Origin of the sequence: Granulicella cerasi, assembly GCF_025685575.1 — a bacterium.
Classification (GTDB): domain Bacteria; phylum Acidobacteriota; class Terriglobia; order Terriglobales; family Acidobacteriaceae; genus Granulicella; species Granulicella cerasi.
In genome coordinates this window covers 159,364-179,598 of record NZ_JAGSYD010000002.1, presented here as the reverse complement: position 1 = coordinate 179,598, position 20,235 = coordinate 159,364, and the positions used below count along the sequence as shown (strand labels likewise).

Genomic DNA, 20,235 nt, shown 5'->3' with positions numbered 1-20,235 from the left:
GATCGGGGCCTGTCGCCGTGTGCCGTATGGCACGGCGACAGGCGCTCTTTGTAACCCTTGTTTCTCTTCAACAAGTAGCTCTTGTGAAAGGTATGTTTTGATGAAGCTCCCTAAGTTCTCTGTTGGTGTTGGTGATCGTTTTGCGCATCAGGCAAAGGCGCAACTACAGGCGTGCATTCTCGCGGAGAGAGCTGGCGCAGAGGTTGTTCCCGTATGGAACAAGTCGAACCGCGAGCACATGATCATCGGCTCTGAGCCATCGACAACGCGTACGAAGGCTGATGAAGCTGTGCGAGAGCTCGGATGGACGAAGCCATATTTCGTGGACGCGGACCACATCAACCTCGCGACCTTCGAGCGCTTTGTGCAGCCGTGCGACTTCTTCACCATCGATGTTGCGGACAACATCGGAAAGAAATTCGACGAAGCAGAGATCGCGAAGTTCGTCGAGCGTCACCCGGAGTTGATCGGCGAAATCGCAATCCCTCATGTGGATCAGCCGTTCCAAACGGACCGTGCTTTCGTGGAGAAGGTCGCCAAGCAGTTCCTCGCTGCTGTGCAGGAGGCGGGCCGCATCTACCGCGCGGTGGCAGAGAAGAAGGGGCACGAAGATTTCGTCGCAGAGGTGTCGATGGACGAGACCGACGATCCGCAGACGCCCGTGGAGTTGCTCATCATCCTCGCCGCGATCGCGGACGAGAAGGTTCCCATCCAGACCATCGCGCCGAAGTTCACGGGACGCTTCAATAAGGGCGTGGATTACGTTGGCGATGTAGACCAGTTCCGCAAAGAATTCCGCGAAGATCTCGCGACGATCGCGTACGCGGTGGATCGCTACGATCTGCCGAAGGCCTTGAAGCTCAGCGTTCACTCGGGGTCAGACAAGTATTCGATCTATGCGCCGATCCGCGAGGCGTTGGCTGAGTTCAACGCTGGCGTACATCTGAAGACCGCCGGCACCACATGGCTTGAAGAGTTGATCGGCCTCGCCGAAGCCGGCGGCGAGGCTCTCGTGTTGGCGAAGGAGGTCTATGCGCAAGCGTATGACCATGCGGAAGAGCTTTGTGCTCCCTATGCCACGGTGATCGACATTCAGCCTGCGCGCCTGCCGAAGCCTGAGGAGGTCAACGCGTGGACGAGTGAGCAGTTCGTGAACGCGCTTCGTCACGAAGGTGATTTGCCCGAGTACAACCCGGACTTCCGTCAATTGCTGCACGTTGGTTTCAAGATTGCCGCGAAGATGGGCAAGCGCTACACCGATGCTCTCGAGCAGAATGAAGAGGTTGTAGGTCGCAATGTGACGCGCAACTTGTACGAGCGCCACATCCGTCCGATCTTCGTTCCGTAATTGGTGTGTGCGCCTCTGTCTTGGCAGAGGCGCATCGCTGCTCAAGGAGTTTCGTATGTTGTGGCGCCACATGTTTTCCGCTTTGTGTCTCGCATCGACCGCAGTGTTCGCGCAGGATGTGCATGTTCACGTTGCACAGAATGCGAAGGTCGATGCCACGCATTTTCCAACGATCCAGATGGCGCTGGATCACGCCGCTGATGTGGGGCCGCAGGGAAAGCTGTTTCTTCACATCGCCCCTGGCGTCTATAAGGAGCGCGTGTGGGTTTCTCCGCGACGAGCGCGCACGGTTCTTCTTGGCGAAGGGAAGTCCGCTTCTGATGTGGTCATCAGCGCGGGGATGAACGCAGCTCATAGCGGCGGAACTTTCTTCACGGAAACCGTTGAGGTCAACGCCGATGATTTCGCCGCGGATAACATCACCTTCGAGAACACCGCTGGGCCTACCGGGCAGGCGCTTGCGATTGCCGTAAGCGCCGATCGCGCGATCTTCAAGCGCTGCCGTTTCCTCGGAGACCAGGACACGCTTTTTGCCGACTACGGTCGGCAGTATTACGTGGACTCTTACATCGAGGGCGGAGTTGATTTCATCTTCGGCAATGCGACAGCGGTCTTTGATCGCGACGAGATTCACATCCTGCGTCCTGGCTATCTCACAGCGCAGTCGCGGACCAACGCAGAGCAGCCCACCGGATATGTGATCAAGGATTCGCGGGTGACTGCGGGCGACCTTCAAGGCAAGCGCTTCTTCCTCGGCCGACCTTGGCGCGCTTACGCTCGTGTCGTCGTGATGAGGACGGAACTTCCCGTTTCGCTCGATCCGCGTGGATGGTCAGAATGGAAGCAAAACGCCGCTGAGCTGGCGAAGGTATCGTTCGCGGAGTTTGAAAACAAGGGGCCGGGCGCAGCCACGCAAGGCCGTGCTTCCTGGACGCGCTCTTTATCGCCGAAAGAAGCGGCCGGCTATGAGCCGAAGGTGTTTCTTGCGGGCGCGGACCATTGGGATGCACCGGTTGAAGCTGCGAAGCTGCCTTAGCTTGCTGGAGAATTGAGGACCTATGAAGACTGCAACCATCGCGAGTTTGCCGCTCTGCATCGCACTGATGTGCATGGCATCGCACGCGCAAGACACGCGCAAAGTTAGCGAACCTGTAATTCCGCCAGCATGTGTTGTGCTGAACGCCACGCTCCACGCGATGAACGGTGAACTCCGCGAGGAAGATGAGTCGAAGCTGGACACTCAACGCATTCAGCAGGCGCTGGATCACTGCGAGGCGGGCAAGAGTGTCGTGCTGCGCGGTGATGCGAGCCACGAAGCGTTTCTGAGTGGACCATTGGAACTGCGCGAGAACGTCGCGTTGGTGGTCGAGCGAGGGGTAACGCTCTACGCCTCGCGCGACCCGAAGCTCTATGACATTGAGCCAGGAGGCTGCGGTGTGTCGGGGCCGGAAGTGCGTGGATGCAAGCCGCTGCTGAGCGTGAAGAATGCGAAGAATGTTGCGGTGATGGGCGATGGTGCGATCGACGGTCGCGGCGGATCGCAGGTGATGGGCAAGCCCTACACGTGGTGGCAGCAGTCGCGTGCGGCACAGCCGAAGGACCTCCGGTACTCCGCGCCGCGTCTGATCGTGGCAAGCCATGCGGATGGGCTCGTGTTGTATCGCATTCATCTTCACAACTCCCCGAACTTCCATGTAACGGTGGCGCAGACAGACGGATTCACCGCGTGGGGCGTGCATATTCTGACGCCTACGGTGCGTGGCACCGACGCGCGCAATACGGATGGCATCGATCCGAGCACGTCGCAGAACATCCTGGTGACGAAGAGCTGGATCAACGATGGCGATGACAACATCGCGATCAAGGCAAGTGTTCACCGCATGAGCGTGATCGACAATCACTTCTACAGCGGCCACGGAATGTCGATCGGCTCGGAGGCACGTGACGAGGCGGACATCCTCGTGGACACGCTGACGATGGACCACACGACCACTGGCATTCGCATCAAGAGCAACGTGCAGAAGGGCGGTGATGTGCGCGGCGTGACGTATCGCAACATCTGTATGCGCGACGTTCCTGCACCCATATCGATCTCGCCGTTTTACACGGGCAAGAGCCGCGATGACCTCAACGGTAATGGTATGAAGGGCACAATGTATCCGGATTACAAGGGCATCCTCTTGCAGAATGTCGTGAGCACAACTCCCGGCGACGTGCAGATCGCAGGCATCAATGCCGATCATGTGACAGAGTTGACCTTGGATGGTGTGGTGGTGCGCGGTGTGAAGCCTGAGCAGATCAAAGCGCGCTACACGAAGGTGAGCGTTGGGCCGATGGGAACGAATCTTTCGTTCAGCGGCGAAGGTGTGGAGATGCTTGGCAAGCCCGTTGCGTATAAGTCGACGGCATCATGCGAGAACGTGTTTCTGCCGTATCGCGAATAGGAGCTTACATGCGTCTGATGAACAGATGGAGCATTGGGGTGTGTCTCGCGTTCGCCGTTCTCGGCGTAAGGGCGCAGAGCGTCGACGCACATCGCAAGCCTGGCACGACAGTGAGAGTTGAACTCATCGGTGACTCCACGCAGACCGATCAGGCCGGGTATGGCCGCGGCTTTTGTGCGAACCTCACGCAGCAAGTCGACTGCGTGAACATGGCGCGCGGCGGTGCCAGCACGAAGACCTTTCGCGAGATGGGGTTGTGGGAGAAAAGTCTGGCGACGCAGCCGGACTACATGCTGATTCAGTTCGGGCACAATGACGAGCCATCTGCGGAGAAGCTTCCACGGCAGACGACTCTTGAAGAGTTCGAGGCGAACCTCCGGCGTTTCGTGGACGAGGCGCGTGCACGTCATATTCAGCCGGTGTTGGTGACTCCGCTCACGCGTCGGTACTTCGATAAAGACGGCAAGGTCCGCAGCGATCTCGGCACGCATAGTGCCATTACGAAGCGCGTTGCGGAGTCGATGCATGTGCCTTTGATCGATCTTCAGACCGACAGCATCGCTTATCTCAATGGCCTTGGAGAAGCAAGCGGGAGCGCGCTCGGCATCACGAAGAAAGATCGCGATGGAAAGGTCGCGCCTGACAAGACGCACCTTAACTGGGAGGGCAGTTACGTCTTCGGGCGCATCGTAGCTGTCGACTTGGCAAAGGCCGTTCCGCCGCTGGCGACGTATGTGCTGCCGAAGCCGGCGACGTTGCCACCGGAGGGTCTGTTGGCGATGCGTGTTTTGCGCGGAGAGCCGTTCAAGATTGTGCTGGTGGGTGATTCGACCGTTGCAACTGCAGGTGGATGGGGGCCAGCGTTCTGTGCCGCGCTTACTCCGAATGTGACATGCGTAGACGTTGCCGCAAATGGTCGCAGCTCGAAGAGCTACATGGACGAGGGCCTGTGGGCAAAGGCGCTGGCGCTACATGGTCAGTATTACTTCATCCAGTTCGGACATAACGATCAGAAGACCGATGCATCGCGACACACTGACCCGCAAACCGGGTACGCCGAGAACTTGCAGCGCATCATTCGTGAAGTTCGCGCAGCGGGTGCGATTCCTGTGGTGTTGAGTCCGCTGTCGCGGCGGAACTATACCGACGGCAAGCTTGTGGAGGATGGTCTTGCAGCCTATGCGGACGCGGCGCGAGATGTTGCAGCGCAAGAACGCGTGACGTTTGTGGACCTCTTTGCTCTATCGCGAAAGTATCTGAGTGGACTGACACAAGAGCAGGCCGACGAACTCGATGCAACGACGCATCCGGATGCGAAGGCAGAGAACGCGACCGCAGGGAAGCCGGATCGCACGCATCTGAACGATAAGGGCAAATCCATCTTCGGTCGCATGGTGGCCGACAACGTGATTCGAGTACAAGTGGAGTTGGGGCCGAACGTCGTGGGCGTTCCCGAGGCCACAACGACGCAGGCCGCACCGACCGATGGTCACTAAGGAATGCTGATGCGCTGGATGCAGTGGAAGGGATGGCTTGCGGCGGTAGCGTTCGCAGGCTGTATGGACGCGCAAAAGCCCGCGGTGTTGCGCGTGGACGCGAATGACAAGGCTGCGTACTCGTCCGTGCAGGCTGCGATCGACCACTCTCCTGCGGAGGGAGCGGTCGTGTTGATCGCTCCGGGCATCTATCGCGAGAAACTGCACGCCGCTGTGGCGAATCTGCGCCTGGTGGGTACAGGGGTTCGCGCGCAGGATGTGCTGCTGACCTGGGATGACTCTGCCGGAACCGCTGGGGGAACGAGTAAGAGCGCCACACTTACCGCGACCGGCGACGGATTTGCCGCCGAGAATCTCACCATTGAAAACTCATGGGAGCTTACACATGAGCGTGCGGAGCAGGGCGCGCAGGCGGTGGCTTTGCTGGTGACGGGCGATCGCGATGTGCTCGACCGTGTGCGACTGCTTGGTGCGCAGGACACGCTTTATGCCAACAGTGCACGCTGTCGTGATCACGCAGACGCTGATGGACATCGCGCCTGCGAAGCTTCACGACAGTACTTTCGCGACTGCTATATCGAAGGCCATGTGGACTTCATCTTTGGCGACGCGAAGGCCGTGTTCGATCATTGCGAGCTGCATCCTCGCGAACACGCGCAGGTGATGTTGACCGCGCAGAGCAAGTGGTACCCCGAGGAAGACTCTGGCTACTACTTCCTCGGTTGCCGTGTGACAGGTGCCACTCATGGCCGCAAGATTGCCTTGGGACGACCGTGGCGTGACTATTCCACGGTTTTATTTGTGGATACATACTTCGAGCCGACGATCACCGCAGATGGATGGTCAGAGTGGAGCGGACGGCTGAAGATGAGCACCTATCGTGAGTATGGATCGACAGGGCCGGGAGCAAATGCGGGGCATCGAATCGTTTCATCGCCCGAGCTGACTCCGAGTGAAAAGGCACGGTTGACCCCTCGTGGACTATTGGCAGGTACAGACCGCTGGGATCCTGAAGCTGAGGCTGCGGCTTTACGCTCGCTTGTTCCTTCGCTGCGGAGTCGCTGAAGCGTTTGCGCTGAATCGTTTACAGTGAAGGTGTTCCTTCAGGAGAGAACGGGTGGCGAGCAAGCGCGAGGCGAAATCGGCGAGCACGAGACGCGGTGGGCGCATCAAGATTCAGGATGTAGCGCGCGTGGCTCAGGTTTCGCTGAGTACGGTTTCCGGCGTCCTGAACGAGAAGAGCAATGTGAGCCCGGAGACACGCCTGCGCGTGCTGGACGTGATTGCGCAGCTTGGGTACACGCCGAATCTCTTCGCCAGCAACCTTGCCCGACGCCGCACGAAGCTCATCGGCATCATCGTTTCCGACTTGCTGAATCCGTTCTTTGCAGAAGCTGCGAAGGCGCTCGATGCGCAGGCCCGCGAGCACGGTTACGAAACGTTTTTGACCTCGACGGACTTCATCCCGGAGAAGCAGACGGCTGCGGTGCGACAGATGCTTTCACTGCGCGTCGCGGGCATCGCGATGATGACCTCCGAGAACGATCCTGAGGCGTTTTTTCTGCTGAAATCGAGCGGAACGCCTGCGGTCTACCTCGATAACAACCACGCCTCGGACAACATCGGCACGGTGCATGTGGACAAGCGCCACGGCATGTTTGTCGCCGTGCAGCATCTGTTGAAGCTGGGGCATCGACGCATCCTGCTCATCAAGAATTCGCTGCCGGACGTGATGGCTCCGCCGATGCTTTCGCACATGGAGCGCCAGCTCGGCTTTGAGGAGGCTCTGCACGGCTACAGCGCGAAGCAGATCGACGTTCACATCATCGACGAGCCAGGGGAGCCTGCATCGGCCGGGTGTACGGCGATCGAGAAAGCACTGCAGCAGTACAAGTTCACAGCGGTCGTTGCAATCAACGATCTTGTGGCGCTGGGCGTTTTTCGCGGGTTGCAGGCCGCAGGGCTCTCGATTCCACAGGACGTTTCTGTCGTAGGGTTTGACAACACCTATCTCTGTCAGTTTTTGCATCCGCCGCTGACGACGGTGGCGACCCCTCGCGAAGACCTCGCCAGGCAGGTTTTGCGGATGTTGTTCGGCTACATCGATGGCGACAACGTCGTCGAAGAGCAGGCACTTCCTGCCGATATCGTGATCCGTGAATCCACCGCAAAACCCCGAACGAAATAGGTTAGTAAAACGTTTCGATTTCCATTGACGATCTTCGGACGGGCTCCGTATATTGGCGAAGCTTTGATACCCGAACGAGGTGTAGTCATGAATGATGTGAAGCGTGGTCGTTTCATCGCTGTCGCTGTAATGCTGGCGGGACTTGCAGCTCCTGTGGCGATCGCCCAGAAGAGCTGCGATGTACGCACGTACGGTGCGAAGCCGGATGGCACGACGAAGAACACCTTGGCGATTCAGAAGGCGATCGACGAGTGCGCGAAAGCGGGCGGTGGAACCGTGCTGCTGGCTGGCGGCAACTACGTCAGCGGTCCGATCGATCTTCGCAGCCATGTGACGCTGAACATCGCGAAGGACTCTGCGATCCTGGGGTCTGAGGACTTCGACGACTACCCAAACATTACGGAGTTGGGCGAGCCTGGTCGCAAGCCGCTGATCGGCGCGAACCATGCTGAAGATATCGCCATTACTGGCGGCGGCACGGTGGACGGTCGCGGCGAAAAGTGGTGGGTTGAAGCCCGCAAGGTGAAGAACAGCGGCATCGTGGGACAGGGGTTTTTGCGACCGCGATTGATTGTGATCAGTTACAGCAAAGACTTCCGCATGGACCACGTCACGGTGAAGGACTCACCGATGTGGCAGATCGTGCCGTACTACACGGACGGCATCAAGATTCAGGACGTGAAGGTGCTGGCCGACCCTCATTCGCCGAACACTGATGGCATCGATCCCTTCTCGTCATCGAACATTTTGATCGAGCGCGTGACGGCTGATGTCGGGGACGATAACATCGCGATAAAGTCGGGCAACATCAACTCGCCCGGGCCTGACGCGCCGTCGAAGAACATCGTGATTCGCGACTGCACGTTTCTGCACGGGCACGGGCTGTCGATCGGAAGCGAGATCGCCGGTGGCGCTCAAAACGTTTCGATTGAGAATGTGAAATTCGATGGAACCGACCAGGGGATTCGTATCAAGGCCAATCGTGATCGCGGTCACGACGTCTCGGGTATCCGCGTGAAGAACATCGAGATGAAGAACGTGAAGAACGCGATCCTCATCAGCGAGTACTACCCGAAGGTTTTCCCGCCGGCGGGGGACGGCCCGGCGCCGATCACGCGGCTCACTCCGTTCTTCCACGACATCCAGATTGAGCATGTGAAGGTGACGAACAGCAAGGCTGCTGGTGTGATCCTCGGCTTGCCTGAGTCGCCGGTAAAGGACGTGCTGCTGAAGGATGTGAGCATTGATGCCGAGGTGGGCATGACCGTTGGCAATGCCGAGGTGAAGATGGAAGGCGTTCACATCACGGCGCAGAAGGGGCCAGCCATCGTCGAAGCGACAGGCGCGAAGATTCAGCAGACGAAGTAGTCTGTGTCGCGATAAGGGTGTGGGGAATGGTGGGCAGAGAGGGACTCGAACCCCCGACATCCTGCTTGTAAGGCAGGCGCTCTAACCAACTGAGCTATCCGCCCCAACGTGAGTTGGAACTTGCTTAGTATACGTCATGAGAACGTTGCATGGGGCAGGTGACTTTTCCGCAGCCGGTTGCATCTTATGTTCGCAGGCTCAAAGAGTTTCTATTGGAGGGAAGAACGATGAAGCACTTGAAGATGACTGGCGTGGCTCTGGCTGCGGTGCTGGCGATGGGTTCGATGGCTGTGACCGCGCAGGTAAAGCAGGACGCGAAGGAAGCCGGCGACAAGACCGCCGATGCAACCAAGACCGCGGCCCACAAGACCAAGACCGGAACGAAGAAGGCTTACCACACGACCAAGGCCAAGACCGAGGAAGGCGCGGACAAGACCAAGGCTGGTACGGAGAAGGCTGCCGACAAGACGAAGTCCGGCACCGAGAAGACCTGGGACAAGACGAAGGACGGCACGAAGACCGCCGCCGACAAGACGAAGGAAGGCACCGAAAAGGCTTGGGATAAGACCAAGACCGGCACGGTGAAGGCCGCCGACAAGACCGCTGACGTGACCAAGGAAGCCGCGAAGAAGACGGCAACCGGGACGCGCAACGTGGGGCGTCGCGTGGAAGGCAAGCCGACCGTTCCCAACAACTAGTCTCCGGCTGAGAGCTCTCAGCTAAGAAGCGGTGAGAGGCCCTGTGGAAACGACCTGAGCGCGTGATGCGCTGGAGGTCGATCGCAGGGCCTCACTGCATGCGATGACCATGGCGATCCAGTAGAGATCGGCACCGAGCAAATGCAGCACCTGCATGGTGATGGGCGCGAGCAGCAGGATGTCGACGACGCCGAAAGCGATCTGCAGCGCCGCAAGTGCCATGAGCCAACGGCTGGCGGTGTGGCGAAAGCGTGCGGCAAAGAACGCAACGCAGGCGACGCTGAGGATCGCGGCCACCGGATGCATCCAGCGCATGTGGATGAGCAGCGGCGAGTTCGGATCGAAGTCTGCGGCAAACCCGGCACGCAGGCTGGGTGCGGGGAAGAGCGTATCCGCGAGCGCGGCGACGGAACCCGTTGCGCCAGTAGCCATCGTGGCGATCAGTGCAAGCCATGCGATAGGGCGAGCTGATGCTGGAGCCTCGAGCGAGGTGTTCACGTCTCCGTAGGCCGCTTTATGCACGCGCCACCAGGTGAGTGTCAGCGCAGCGACCAGAAGCATCGTGTTCGTAAAGTGGATGCACTGCACGAACACACGCATGTTGGAGGCGTTGCTCTCGACATAGCCGCCCTTCACGAGGACCGCGCCAAGAGCGCCTTCCGTGATGAGCAGAATGCCGGACCATGCGGCTGCGCGGCGCTGTTCGCTACCGCTGGCGAAGACTCGGTAGACCCAGGCGATCATGCCGAAGGTGAGCATGGTGCAGATGCCGGTCATGGAGCGGTGCGTGTACTCGATAATGGTGGCGAGACGCGGATGATGCGGCACGAAGTCGCCGTTGCAAAGCGGCCAGTGGTTACCGCAGCCAGCGCCAGAGCTGGTCGCGCGCACGACCGCGCCTTCGAGGATGACGAGCACCATCCACGCAAGCGTTGCGGCGGAGAAGAAGGAGAGGGCTCGGCCGGTGCGTGGGGCGTTTGTGCTCATGGAGTTGATTCTAGTGGGGCGGCGTGGGTGGTGGTGTGATGTGCGTCACGCTGCGGGCGAAAAGCGGACACGCCGGAGTGCGTATGGTTCTTCCAGTGTGTCTGCGTTTCCGATTGTCAGCATGTGAGGACGACAACACAGTCCAGCGTTGAGAGTCCAGAGTGCCAGTTAGTTGCCGGCGAGTTCCTTGGCGCGCTCGGCGGCGCGCTTCACGGTCTTGATGAGCGTGTGGCGAACGCCTCCGGCTTCGAGCTCCATGATGCCGTCGACGGTGCAGCCTGCGGGAGTGGTCACTTCGTCCTTCAGCACTGCGGGGTGCGCGCCCGTTTCAAGGACCATCTTGGCGGCGCCGAAGGTCGTCTGCGCAGCGAGCATCGTGGCGATGTCGCGCGGCAGGCCAACATTCACGCCGGCTTCGGCGAGCGCCTCCAGGATGATGTAGATAAACGCAGGGCCGGAGCCTGAAAGGCCGGTGACGGCGTCCATGTGCTTCTCATCGACGACGACGGTACGGCCGACGGTCTGGAAGATCTTCTCGGCGAGCGCGAGTTGCTCGTCGGAGATCCAGTGTCCGCGGCAAAGCGCGGTGATGCCTGCGCCGACCTTCGCGGGAGTGTTTGGCATCGCGCGCACGACGGCGGGCTTCTCCGTGCCGAGCGCCTTCTCGATAGGCGCGAGCTTGGTGGACGCGGCGATGGAGAGCACGAGCGCGTGCGGCGGAAGCACCGGTGCGATCTCGCGCGCGAGATCTTCGATCTGTGTCGGCTTTACGCCGAGCAGCACGACATCCGCGCCGCGAGCGGCCTCGACGTTGTTCGTGCTGACATTGATGCCGAGCTGCGCCGCAAGCGTGGTGGCGCGCTCTTCATGCGCGACGGTGGCGGCGATTTGTGCGGGCTGGAAGAGGCCTTGCTTGAGGAACGCCTGCAGCAGGATGCCGCTCATTTTTCCCAAGCCGAGCACGGCGATGCGCTGGTTCGATGACATGCATCGAGTGTAGCGAACCGCCGTGCGGTTGTGCGGCTTATCCGGCAAGCGGAAGCGATGTGGTGTAGCTGTCCAACATGCGGTAAAGCGTTGAGCGGCTGATGCCGAGCGTCTCCGCGGCGCGGAGCTTGTTGCCGTTGCAGACCAGCAGCACGGTGCGAATATGCTCACGGACAACATCGTCGAGCTTCAGCACACGTGGACCCGTCGCATGGTGCGGCGCTTCGGAAGCGTTGGCTTGTCGCAGCGTTTCGAGCGCAGTCACGGGCGGATCGCCGTCTGGAAAATGCTCCAGGATGATGCGCAGCGTGCTGCGGAGTTGATCGAGGTTGCCGGGCCACGCAGCGGCGGTGAGCGCGTCGTAGAACTCGGCGGAGAACGTGATCGCCGGGCGTGGCGCGCCGCGAGTTTCGAACTCCAGCAAATGCGCCGCCAGGGAGGGAATGTCGTCCTTGCGCTCAGCGAGCGACGGAACGTTCAACTGCAGCGCAGAGAATGCCTGCGCGAGCCCGGCCTGCAGCGCTCCGGTAGAGACGAGGGGACGTAAGTCGCGCGAGACAGAAGCAATGATGGCGAGTTGTTGCGGACGGCGTGTGCGTTGGAGGCGCGTTACGGCGGACTGCACCCCGGGGGCGAAGGTTTCCAGGTGCGGAAAGAAGACTGTGCCCTGTAGCGTGCGTGACGGGCTGGTGGTGGCGAGTTGTGCGGCTGCAGCCGTCGCGTCGAGCACCTGAAAGGGCAGATCGCGAAAGGGCGAGAGCGAGTGCAGAGCGTGCGCCACGGCTTCGGCGCCGCTGCCGGGCTCGCCCCGCAACAGGGCGGTGCGAAAGTACGGCGCAACGTGGCGAATCTGTGTCCAGAGGCGCGCGATGGCTTCGCTGGGGCCGATGAGGAGGTCGGGCGTGGCCGGCGGCTGCGGCGCCGAGGGACGGAAGGTGAGAACGTTGGCGTTCCTGAGCATGAAGCTCATATCGGCGGACGGGGCGAAGACTTGATGTGCAAAAGAAACCGCGAGCAGCGCAGAGGCTGCTCGCGGTTTGCGGGTGCGTAGAGCTTACGCTGCCGGGGTTGCGCAGTAGGCCTCAAACGCGCGAGTGAGTTCCTGCGCGATCGCCGGTGCGGTCGAGCTCTCGATGGCCGAGCGCTGCATGAGGTACACGAGCTGGCCGTCGCGGAAGATCGCGATAGAGGGCGAGGTGGGCGGGTGGCCGCCAAAGTTCGAGCGAGCGCGCTCAGTGGCTTCGCGGTCCTGGCCAGCGAATACGGTGACCGACTGGTCGGGCTTGGTGGTGTGCTGCAAGGCGAGACGGACGCCAGGACGCATCTTGCCAGCTGCGCAACCGCAGATGGAGTTGACGACCACCATGGTCGTGCCGGACTTGGCGAGTGCGCTATCTACGTCTTCCGCCGTGCGGGCTTCCGTGATGCCTGCGCGGGTGAGCTCTTCGCGCATGGGGATGATCATCAGCTCTGGGTACATAATTCGGGTTCTCCTCGGGGGTACTACACCTGCATAAGATTGTACGGCTTTGCGGAAGTTGCAGGAAATTCGCGCCCGGGCGCGGTAGGCTCAGGGAGATGACTTTTCAGGTAGAAGAAAACGTTCCGCTGGCCCCGTTGACGACGTTCGGCGTGGGCGGTCGTGCGCGCTGGTTTGCTCGCGCGACGAGCGAAGCCGATGTCGCCGAGGCTGTGAACTGGGCGGCCGCGCGTGGGGTGCCGCTCTTTGTGCTCGGCGGCGGCAGCAACCTGCTGGTGGCCGACGAGGGCTTCAAGGGGTTGGTGCTGCGGATGGAGATCGGCGGTATCGAGGCCGTGGGCGGAGGTCGTTTCGTCGTCGGCGCGGGCGTCGAGTGGGACGAGTTCGTGACGCGTGTCGTTAGCGCAGGGTTCGCGGGCGTCGAATGCATGGCGGGAATCCCCGGCAGCGTCGGGGGCACGCCGGTGCAGAACGTCGGGGCATACGGGCAGGAGGTCGCCGAGGTGATCGACGCGGTGCGCGTCTTCGACCGCGAGAAGCTGATCTTCGTGTGGCTCGACAACAAGGATTGTGGGTTCCGCTATCGCGAGAGCCGCTTCAATATCGACGAGCCGGGGCGGTTCGTGGTGACCTCCGTGCGGTTTCAGCTCAAGCAAGGTGGCGCGCCGAACCTGAAGTACGCCGACCTGCGCAAACGCTTCGGGTTGGATGTGAATCCTGAGGCCGCGAAGCCTTCGCTGCAGGAAGTCGCCGTGGCAGTGCGAGAGATTCGCGCGAGCAAGGGCATGTTGCATTCGCCGAATGACGCGGATTCGCGCTCGGCGGGATCCTTCTTCAAGAACCCGATTGTGAGCGATTCGCTCGTAGGTTCTATCGCTCAGGCAGCGAGTGTGGCGACAGAGAATGTGCCGCGCTGGCCTGCGGGTGCCGGGCTGGTGAAGCTGCCAGCTGCGTGGCTGCTGGAGCGCGCGGGGTTTGTGAAGGGCTTCGGCAGCGGGCGGGTTGGGGTGTCGACGAAACACACGCTGGCGCTGGTGAATCGCGGCGAGGCGAGTTTTGCGGATGTGGAGCAGATGCAGGCAGAGATCGTCGCGAAGGTGGAGGCGCTCTTCGGCGTGCGGCTTGTGCGTGAGCCTGTGAAGCTCGGCTGATTCAAGCGCAAGTAGAAAGACGAGCGATCGAACGCTCAACGAACGGGTGCCCCACATCTCGAGTTTGAGATTTTGGTTCGCGCGGTTTTCGTGACCCTCGAAGTCAGCCCCCCAAAAAGATGGGTTCGGGTTTCCTCGTGCATCCTGCAAACCCATGTCTCAGCACCGAGACATGGGTTTGCAGGATTCTGGCGTTGCTCACTTTTGGAGATTGGCGAGCAGGCGTTCGCGTTCGTCGGCGAGGACTTCGAGAGCTGGGCCGTGTGCCGTGACGCAGCCTCCGTGAAGACGGATCACCTCGGCGTTGAGCAGCAACGCTTCATCCACATCGTGCGTTACGGAAAGCACGGGCAGATTGCGCTCGCGCGTCCACTGCTGCAGGGCAGGAATCAGATCATCACGTAGCTTGCGGTCGAAGCCCGTGAAGGGTTCGTCGAGCATCAACAGCTTCGCGTGAGGAACGGTAAGTGCGCGGGCGAGAGCTACGCGACGCTGTTCTCCGCCGGAGAGTTCCTGCGGCCTTGCGTCGAGCAGTGACCGCAGGCGGAAGAGGTCGATCGCTTGTGCGGCGAGTGTCTCGTGCTGTTTACGATCGTCGCGGATCGTGAGCGGGAAGGTAATGTTGTCGCGCACACTGAGGTGCGGGAAGAGCGCTGCCTGCTGCGGCGCGTAAGCAAGTTGGCGTAGATGAGTGGGCCGTGCGTGCAAGGCTTCGTTGCTGCGCGTGAACGTGACATCCAGCGCAGGTAAAACGCCTGCCGCGGCGCGCAGGAGCGAGCTCTTACCGCTGCCTGAGGGGCCGAAGAGGATGGTCCATGGCGCCGTAAGCGCGAGCGACACGTCGAGGTCAACGCTGCCTGCTCGGCCTTTCACCGTGAGTTGATGATGGACGCGATCAGGCATGTGCGGATCTCCGCGAGCGGCGTGCGTAGACAGCAAGCAGCGCCACGAACGACAGCACCAGCAAAGCGAGCGACATCGTATTTGCCGCAGCGTAATTGCCTTCCTGCACCTGATCGAAGATGGCGATGGAGAGCGTGCGCGTGGAGCCGGGGATGTCGCCGCCGAGCATCAGCACGACGCCGAACTCGCCGACGGTGTGGGCGAACGCAAGCACCGCGGCCGCGAGGAAACCTTGCTTGGCGAGTGGCAGCGTAATGCGACGGAAGACTTGCAGCGGCGACGCGCCGAGGATGCTTGCAGCTTCTCGCTGCAATGCAGGCACCGCGCGGAAGGCTACGATCAGCGGCTGCATCGCAAAGGGAAGCGAATAGAGCATCGACCCGACGACGAGCCCGGCGAACGAGAATGCGAGCGAATGCCCGAGTAGCGTGGCAATCGCGCGGCCGGCGGCGGTGCGTGGGCCAAGGCCGACGAGCAGGTAGAAGCCGAGGACGGTAGGTGGTAGCACCAGCGGCAAGGCGATAGCGGCTTCGACCGCGCGTGCGTACCAGCGCGTGGAGCCTGCGACCCAGGCGGCGAGAGGCACGCTGACGCAGAGAAGCAGCGCCGTCGTGAGGGCGGCAAGCTCGAGCGTGAGGCGAAGCGCGGCGAAGTCCATGCGTGCGGCTAGTGTAGTGGGTCGCGTGGGCTAACATCATCTGCATGAACCTGTTTTTGCGTGCGTCGTTGGCGGCTGTGGCCGTCGTGTGCCTGCCGGTGTGGTCGCAGGCGCCTGCAGTGAGCAACTACAAGCCGCTGGAGACGTTTGCTCCGTTGACGTTGCCGGAGTCGGTGAACGCGTATCGTTCGGCATCGGGCGCGCCCGGGCCACAGCATTGGCAGAACCGCGCGGACTATGCGATTGACGCGAAGATCGACACGGCGACGAAGACGCTGAGCGCGAGCGAGGTCATCACCTATACAAACCACTCGCCCGATGCGCTTGATGTGTTGTGGCTGAACATGGAGCAGAACACCTATCGCGCAGACTCGCGTTCGTTGGCGTTTGCGGGCGGCAAGCGTGCGCGCTCGGAAGGCCGTTCCACGGACGGCGACTTGCTCGATGTGGTTGAGCTGCTGGGTGAAGGCAAGGGCGCGAAGCCTGCTGCGGCGAAGTTTGTAGTGAGCGACACGCGCATGCGTGTGGAGCTGCCGACGCCCTTGAAGACGGGCGGGAAGATTCGTCTGCGAGTGACCTACCACTACACGGTTCCCGGCGAGTGGGGCGGACGTACGTCCTGGGGGAAATACAAAGACGGCGAGGTCTATGACATCGCGCAGTGGTACCCGCGGCTCTGTGTGTACGACGACCTGAAAGGCTGGAACACCGAGCCGTATCTCGCGAATGAGTTCTTCTTGGAGTACGGCGATTTCACCTACTCGGTGACGGTTCCGGCGAACTTCATCGTGGCCGGCTCGGGTGAGTTGGTGAACTCCGCCGAGGTGTTGACGAAGGGGGAGCTCGCTCGGTTGGCAGAAGCTCGCAAGAGCGACAAGACCGTGATGATTCGCACGGCGGAGGAGGCTGCAGCGGCTTCTGCGCAGCCGACGACATCCACGAAGACCTGGCGCTTCGTGATGCACAACACGCGCGATGTGGCGTTCTCGGCGTCGCCAGTGTTTGTGTGGGACGCGGCGCGGATCAACTTGCCGGCGGGCAAAACGGCGCTGGCGCAAAGCGTGTATCCGGTCGAAGCCGTCGGACAGGACGCGTGGTCGCGCTCGACCGAGTACATGAAGGATTCGGTGGAGCGCTTCTCGGCGCGCTGGTTCCCGTATCCGTATCCGAACGCGATCAACGTAGCCGGGCCAACGGAGGGCATGGAGTATCCGGGCATCGTCTTCGACGGGCCGCAGGAGCGCAAAGATGTGACCTTCTTCATCGCCGCGCATGAGATCGGGCATACGTGGTTCCCGATGATCGTCGGCTCGAACGAGCGCACACATGCGTGGATGGACGAGGGCTTCAACACCTTCATCGACATCTTCGAGAGCGACGACTTCAATCATGGCGAGTACGGCCCGAAGCGTGACGGCGAGTACGCTCCGTTGAAGGACCAGACGCCTGCCGACCAGATTCAGAAGGTGCTTGCTGACCCGAACGCTCCGGCATTGATGATGCGTTCGGACGTCGTGCGCAACGAGTATCGCCATCCGGTGACGTACTTCAAGGGAGCGTTCGGCCTGGTGTTGCTGCGCGAGCAGATTCTTGGCCCCGAGCGCTTCGATCGTGCGTTCCGCAAGTACATCGCGGACTGGGCGTACAAGCACCCGTCGCCGTCGGACTTCTTCCGCACGATGGAGAGCGAGGGCGGAGAAGACCTCAGCTACTTCTGGCGTGGATGGTACTTCGAAAACTGGCAGCGGGATGTGGCGGTGACGGCGGTCGCGTATGTCGATCCGGCAGCCCCCGCTAAGGGCGTGAAGGTGACGGTGGAGAACCGGGACAAGCTGGTGTTGCCATGCATACTGCGCGTGGAACTCGAGGGCGGCGCGCACGTCGATGTGCAAGTGCCTGCGGAGACGTGGATGCAGAACGCTTCGCACACGTTTACGGTAGTGACGCCTGCGAAAGCGGTGCGGGTGGTGTTGGACCCCGAGCACAAGGTCCCGGACAGCCATCGCGAGAACGATGCGATGGATGTGAAGTGAGGCGAGTCATTAGTGGTTCGTGTGAGGCATGAAGACGTCTCGCCCGCACGAACGGGTGCCCACATCTCGATTTTGAGATGTGGGTTTGCTGGATGGTGGCTGTAGTGAGGGTGGTGGCCGCCCACCCGTCCGCATAAGGCCGCGTACGGAGGGCACCCGGCAACGGATGTGAAGTAACTACACGAACGGGTGCCCCACATCTCGATTTTGAGATGTGGGTTTGCAGGATGTTTCTGGATGGTTCTAGATTCTCGCTCTCCCACATCTGCAACAGCGCAGATGTGGGGCAACCGACGCGCGTGGCCGTTGTGAGGAGTGTCTAGCGAACAGGTTCCAGCCCGAGTGGCTTGAGCTGCGCTTGCGTCTTCGTGCAGGTGAGCCACTTGAGAAACGCATGTGCGGCGGTGCGGTCTTTGGCGTCGTGCATTACGACCGCTGCCTGCACGAGCGGCGCGTAGTCTGCCTGCGGGATGAGGACGTAGCTGCCGATCTCGCGGAAGTGCGGCGTGTTCGCGGTGGTCAGCGAAATCAGCCCGGCTTGCGCGTTGCCGCTCTCGGCGAACTGTGCGGTCTGCGCGATGTTCTCGGCGGTGACGAGCTTCGTCGCGAGCGCGGCGATCAGATGTTCGTGCGTGAGGTACTGCTTGGCCGCGAGGCCGTAGGGCGCGTGCGTCGGGTTCGCCATCGCGATCCGCGTGACCTCGGGCTTTTGCAGCGAGGCGAGCGTAAGCGGCTGGGCGACGGAGTCCTTCCGCGCCCAGAGCACCAGCGTGCCGTGCGCGTAGGGCATGAGGGCGCCATCGGAGAGGTGGGCGTCGGCGAGTTGCTGCGGATGCGCGGTGTCGGCCGAGAGAAACACGTCGAAAGGCGCGCCGTTCTGCAGTTGCGTGGTGAGTGCGGCGGAGGAGCCGAAGCTTGCGATGACCTTCACGCCGGTCTGTTTTTCGTACTGCGCGGCGAGGATGGGCAGCACGGGCGCGAGGTCGGCGGCGGCGGCCACGTGCAGTTCCTTGGCCTGTGCGATCAGCTTATGCGCTGATAACAATGTGAGAAGAACGGCCAAACACGCGGAAATGCGCGCGATCCTGCGATACCCTAGAAAAGATTCCCATGAATGTTTCAACACATAGTCTTCGATGCACGGGTTGTGGCGAAAGAATCGCCGGTAGTGAAATCGCGAGCAATTTTCGTTGTCGGTCGTGCGGTGATTTGTTTGAGGTCGAGTATCCGTGGAGCGCATCGGCGCCCAATGCGGATGAAGCCTTCGGCCCGAACCCTTCGGCGCTGCGCCACCTCTGGGCCGAGCGTCGCACCTCGACGATGGCGATTGACCAGTCGGGCGTGTGGCGTTTCCGCGACCTGCTGCCGATCGTAGCCGACGACCAGATTGTGACGCTGCGCGAAGGCAACACTCCGCTTTATGAGCTGCCGAAGTGCGCCGCGAAGCTCGGACTGAGCTTCCTGCTGGCCAAGCACCAGGGCATGAATCCGACGGGCAGCTTCAAGGACACGGGGATGACCTCCGCGCTGTCGGTAGCGGCTTCGCGCGGCTTCGAGTGGGTGGCTGTGGCTTCGACGGGCAACACCTCCGCCGCGATGGCCGGCTACGCCGCGCGCGCCGGGCTGAAGTCGATGGTGCTCATCCCCGAAGGCAAGATTGCCTGGGGCAAGCTGTCGCAGTCGATGGATTACGGCTCGGTGACGGTGCAGCTGAAGACGGACTTTGACGGCTGCGTGCGCGTGTTGAACGAGCTCGTACAGCGCGCGCCGGTGTACATGCTGAACTCGGTGAACCCGTATCGCCTGGAGGGCCAGAAGACCCCGGCGTTCGAGATCCTCGAGCAGCTCGATTGGCGTATTCCGGACCACCTGATCGTGCCGGGTGGCAACCTGGCCAATTGCTCGGCGCTGGGCAAGGGCTTTGCAGAGTTGAAGCACCTTGGCTTCATCCACCGCGTGCCGAAGATCAGCGTGATTCAGGCGCACGGCGCGAACCCGCTCTTCCGTGCGATGCAGAAGGATGCAGGCGCGACGCTTGAGCCGGTGGTCGCGGAGACGCGCGCGAGCGCGATTCGCATCGGCAATCCGGCTAGCTGGAGGAAGGCTGTTCGCATCCTCGCCGAGACCGGCGGTTGGGTGGAAGAGGTTTCAGAGGCCGAGATCGCGCTGGCGAAGGCGGAGATCGGTGCCGAGGGTATCGGTTGTGAACCGGCGTCGGCGGTAACGTACGCGGGCCTGAAGAAGCTGGTGGCCGATGGCCGCGTAGCTCCGGAAGAGCGCGTCGTGCTGCTGCTCACCGGCCACACGTTGAAGGACCCGGAGTACACGATCAACTATCACCGCGGCGAGCTGCTGACGGAATCCGAGTTGGCGACCGCTCCGGCAGAGGAGCGCGCAGCGATGAAGTCGCTCGAGAAGAAGCCGGTCGTGCTTGAAGCCAACACCGACGAAGTGCTGCGGACGCTCGAAGCGCTGCAACGGGGAGCGTAGGGCG

18 protein-coding genes and 1 tRNA gene are annotated in these 20,235 nt (G+C 61.4%); 11 read left to right on the top strand and 8 right to left on the bottom strand.

Annotated elements, in window-relative coordinates:
* The first annotated feature begins 100 nt into the window (after positions 1-100).
* The 7 genes from OHL11_RS06250 to OHL11_RS06220 all read left to right on the top strand — a co-directional run bounded on the left by OHL11_RS06250 (position 101) and on the right by OHL11_RS06220 (position 8,844).
* A complete protein-coding gene (locus OHL11_RS06250) occupies positions 101-1,348 on the top strand; it encodes a tagaturonate epimerase family protein (protein WP_263370637.1) in 1,248 nt (415 codons plus the stop codon).
* Between the two features lie 55 nt (positions 1,349-1,403).
* Complete coding sequence (locus OHL11_RS06245; protein ID WP_263370636.1) at positions 1,404-2,384, top strand: pectinesterase family protein; 981 nt, start codon at positions 1,404-1,406, stop codon at positions 2,382-2,384.
* Positions 2,385-2,406: 22 nt separating this feature from the next.
* The gene (locus tag OHL11_RS06240) at positions 2,407-3,792 is read left to right on the top strand and encodes a glycoside hydrolase family 28 protein (protein ID WP_263370635.1); all 1,386 of its coding nucleotides are present in this window, start codon (positions 2,407-2,409) and stop codon (positions 3,790-3,792) included.
* 8 nt (positions 3,793-3,800) lie between these two features.
* On the top strand, positions 3,801-5,288 hold the full coding sequence (locus OHL11_RS06235; protein ID WP_263370634.1) for a GDSL-type esterase/lipase family protein: 1,488 nt from the start codon (positions 3,801-3,803) through the stop codon (positions 5,286-5,288).
* 9 nt (positions 5,289-5,297) lie between these two features.
* Complete coding sequence (locus OHL11_RS06230; protein ID WP_263370633.1) at positions 5,298-6,353, top strand: pectinesterase family protein; 1,056 nt, start codon at positions 5,298-5,300, stop codon at positions 6,351-6,353.
* 52 nt (positions 6,354-6,405) lie between these two features.
* On the top strand, positions 6,406-7,476 hold the full coding sequence (locus tag OHL11_RS06225) for a LacI family DNA-binding transcriptional regulator (protein ID WP_263370632.1): 1,071 nt from the start codon (positions 6,406-6,408) through the stop codon (positions 7,474-7,476).
* An 87-nt stretch (positions 7,477-7,563) separates the two neighbouring features.
* Positions 7,564-8,844: a glycoside hydrolase family 28 protein gene (locus OHL11_RS06220; protein ID WP_263370631.1), complete on the top strand. Its 1,281-nt coding sequence runs from the start codon at positions 7,564-7,566 to the stop codon at positions 8,842-8,844.
* A 27-nt stretch (positions 8,845-8,871) separates the two neighbouring features.
* Here the strand turns inward: OHL11_RS06220 and OHL11_RS06215 are convergent.
* Positions 8,872-8,948: transfer RNA gene (locus OHL11_RS06215), tRNA-Val, on the bottom strand.
* A 123-nt stretch (positions 8,949-9,071) separates the two neighbouring features.
* On the opposite strand from OHL11_RS06215, the gene OHL11_RS06210 reads away from it, so the two are divergent.
* On the top strand, positions 9,072-9,542 hold the full coding sequence (locus OHL11_RS06210) for a hypothetical protein (protein ID WP_263370630.1): 471 nt from the start codon (positions 9,072-9,074) through the stop codon (positions 9,540-9,542).
* A 21-nt stretch (positions 9,543-9,563) separates the two neighbouring features.
* Here the strand turns inward: OHL11_RS06210 and OHL11_RS06205 are convergent, their stop codons facing one another.
* The 4 genes from OHL11_RS06205 to OHL11_RS06190 all read right to left on the bottom strand — a co-directional run bounded on the left by OHL11_RS06205 (position 9,564) and on the right by OHL11_RS06190 (position 12,996).
* Entirely contained in the window at positions 9,564-10,529 is a 966-nt protein-coding gene (locus OHL11_RS06205) for a COX15/CtaA family protein (protein ID WP_263370629.1), read from the bottom strand.
* 168 nt (positions 10,530-10,697) lie between these two features.
* Positions 10,698-11,516 (bottom strand): pyrroline-5-carboxylate reductase, encoded by an 819-nt coding sequence (gene proC, locus OHL11_RS06200; RefSeq protein WP_263370628.1) that lies wholly within the window; start codon positions 11,514-11,516, stop codon positions 10,698-10,700.
* Positions 11,517-11,553: 37 nt separating this feature from the next.
* Positions 11,554-12,477 (bottom strand): helix-turn-helix domain-containing protein, encoded by a 924-nt coding sequence (locus OHL11_RS06195; RefSeq protein ID WP_263370627.1) that lies wholly within the window; start codon positions 12,475-12,477, stop codon positions 11,554-11,556.
* 93 nt (positions 12,478-12,570) lie between these two features.
* Positions 12,571-12,996 (bottom strand): BrxA/BrxB family bacilliredoxin, encoded by a 426-nt coding sequence (locus OHL11_RS06190; protein ID WP_263370626.1) that lies wholly within the window; start codon positions 12,994-12,996, stop codon positions 12,571-12,573.
* Positions 12,997-13,094: 98 nt separating this feature from the next.
* Between OHL11_RS06190 and OHL11_RS06185 the strand changes: the two genes are divergently transcribed.
* Entirely contained in the window at positions 13,095-14,147 is a 1,053-nt protein-coding gene (locus OHL11_RS06185) for a UDP-N-acetylmuramate dehydrogenase (protein WP_263370625.1), read from the top strand.
* Between the two features lie 198 nt (positions 14,148-14,345).
* Here OHL11_RS06185 and OHL11_RS06180 read toward each other — a convergent pair whose 3' ends face one another.
* Complete coding sequence (locus OHL11_RS06180; RefSeq protein ID WP_263370624.1) at positions 14,346-15,050, bottom strand: ATP-binding cassette domain-containing protein; 705 nt, start codon at positions 15,048-15,050, stop codon at positions 14,346-14,348.
* Positions 15,043-15,708, bottom strand: coding sequence for a molybdate ABC transporter permease subunit (modB, locus tag OHL11_RS06175; protein WP_263370623.1), 666 nt, complete (start codon positions 15,706-15,708; stop codon positions 15,043-15,045). Before modB ends, OHL11_RS06180 begins: the two co-directional genes overlap by 8 nt.
* Before the next feature lie 44 nt (positions 15,709-15,752).
* Between modB and OHL11_RS06170 the strand changes: the two genes are divergently transcribed.
* The gene (locus tag OHL11_RS06170) at positions 15,753-17,741 is read left to right on the top strand and encodes a M1 family metallopeptidase (protein WP_263370622.1); all 1,989 of its coding nucleotides are present in this window, start codon (positions 15,753-15,755) and stop codon (positions 17,739-17,741) included.
* Positions 17,742-18,060: 319 nt separating this feature from the next.
* On the opposite strand, the gene modA is transcribed toward OHL11_RS06170, so the two are convergent.
* Positions 18,061-18,804, bottom strand: coding sequence for a molybdate ABC transporter substrate-binding protein (gene modA / locus OHL11_RS06165; protein WP_263370621.1), 744 nt, complete (start codon positions 18,802-18,804; stop codon positions 18,061-18,063).
* A 146-nt stretch (positions 18,805-18,950) separates the two neighbouring features.
* Between modA and thrC the strand changes: the two genes are divergently transcribed.
* Positions 18,951-20,231, top strand: coding sequence for a threonine synthase (thrC, locus tag OHL11_RS06160; RefSeq protein WP_317890628.1), 1,281 nt, complete (start codon positions 18,951-18,953; stop codon positions 20,229-20,231).
* Positions 20,232-20,235 lie beyond the last annotated feature (4 nt).

What these genes read in the sequence shown, in the direction of transcription:
- OHL11_RS06230 (WP_263370633.1), top strand. Translation starts at nt 5,298, where the DNA reads ATGCGCTGGATGCAGTGGAAGGGATGGCTTGCGGCGGTAGCGTTCGCA.
- OHL11_RS06205 (WP_263370629.1), bottom strand. Translation starts at nt 10,529, where the DNA reads ATGAGCACAAACGCCCCACGCACCGGCCGAGCCCTCTCCTTCTTCTCC.
- modB (WP_263370623.1), bottom strand. Translation starts at nt 15,708, where the DNA reads ATGGACTTCGCCGCGCTTCGCCTCACGCTCGAGCTTGCCGCCCTCACG.
- OHL11_RS06220 (WP_263370631.1), top strand. Translation starts at nt 7,564, where the DNA reads ATGAATGATGTGAAGCGTGGTCGTTTCATCGCTGTCGCTGTAATGCTG.
- OHL11_RS06250 (WP_263370637.1), top strand. Translation starts at nt 101, where the DNA reads ATGAAGCTCCCTAAGTTCTCTGTTGGTGTTGGTGATCGTTTTGCGCAT.
- OHL11_RS06210 (WP_263370630.1), top strand. Translation starts at nt 9,072, where the DNA reads ATGAAGCACTTGAAGATGACTGGCGTGGCTCTGGCTGCGGTGCTGGCG.
- OHL11_RS06235 (WP_263370634.1), top strand. Translation starts at nt 3,801, where the DNA reads ATGCGTCTGATGAACAGATGGAGCATTGGGGTGTGTCTCGCGTTCGCC.
- OHL11_RS06170 (WP_263370622.1), top strand. Translation starts at nt 15,753, where the DNA reads ATGAACCTGTTTTTGCGTGCGTCGTTGGCGGCTGTGGCCGTCGTGTGC.
- OHL11_RS06190 (WP_263370626.1), bottom strand. Translation starts at nt 12,996, where the DNA reads ATGTACCCAGAGCTGATGATCATCCCCATGCGCGAAGAGCTCACCCGC.
- OHL11_RS06240 (WP_263370635.1), top strand. Translation starts at nt 2,407, where the DNA reads ATGAAGACTGCAACCATCGCGAGTTTGCCGCTCTGCATCGCACTGATG.
- OHL11_RS06245 (WP_263370636.1), top strand. Translation starts at nt 1,404, where the DNA reads ATGTTGTGGCGCCACATGTTTTCCGCTTTGTGTCTCGCATCGACCGCA.
- proC (WP_263370628.1), bottom strand. Translation starts at nt 11,516, where the DNA reads ATGTCATCGAACCAGCGCATCGCCGTGCTCGGCTTGGGAAAAATGAGC.
- OHL11_RS06185 (WP_263370625.1), top strand. Translation starts at nt 13,095, where the DNA reads ATGACTTTTCAGGTAGAAGAAAACGTTCCGCTGGCCCCGTTGACGACG.
- OHL11_RS06180 (WP_263370624.1), bottom strand. Translation starts at nt 15,050, where the DNA reads ATGCCTGATCGCGTCCATCATCAACTCACGGTGAAAGGCCGAGCAGGC.
- OHL11_RS06195 (WP_263370627.1), bottom strand. Translation starts at nt 12,477, where the DNA reads ATGCTCAGGAACGCCAACGTTCTCACCTTCCGTCCCTCGGCGCCGCAG.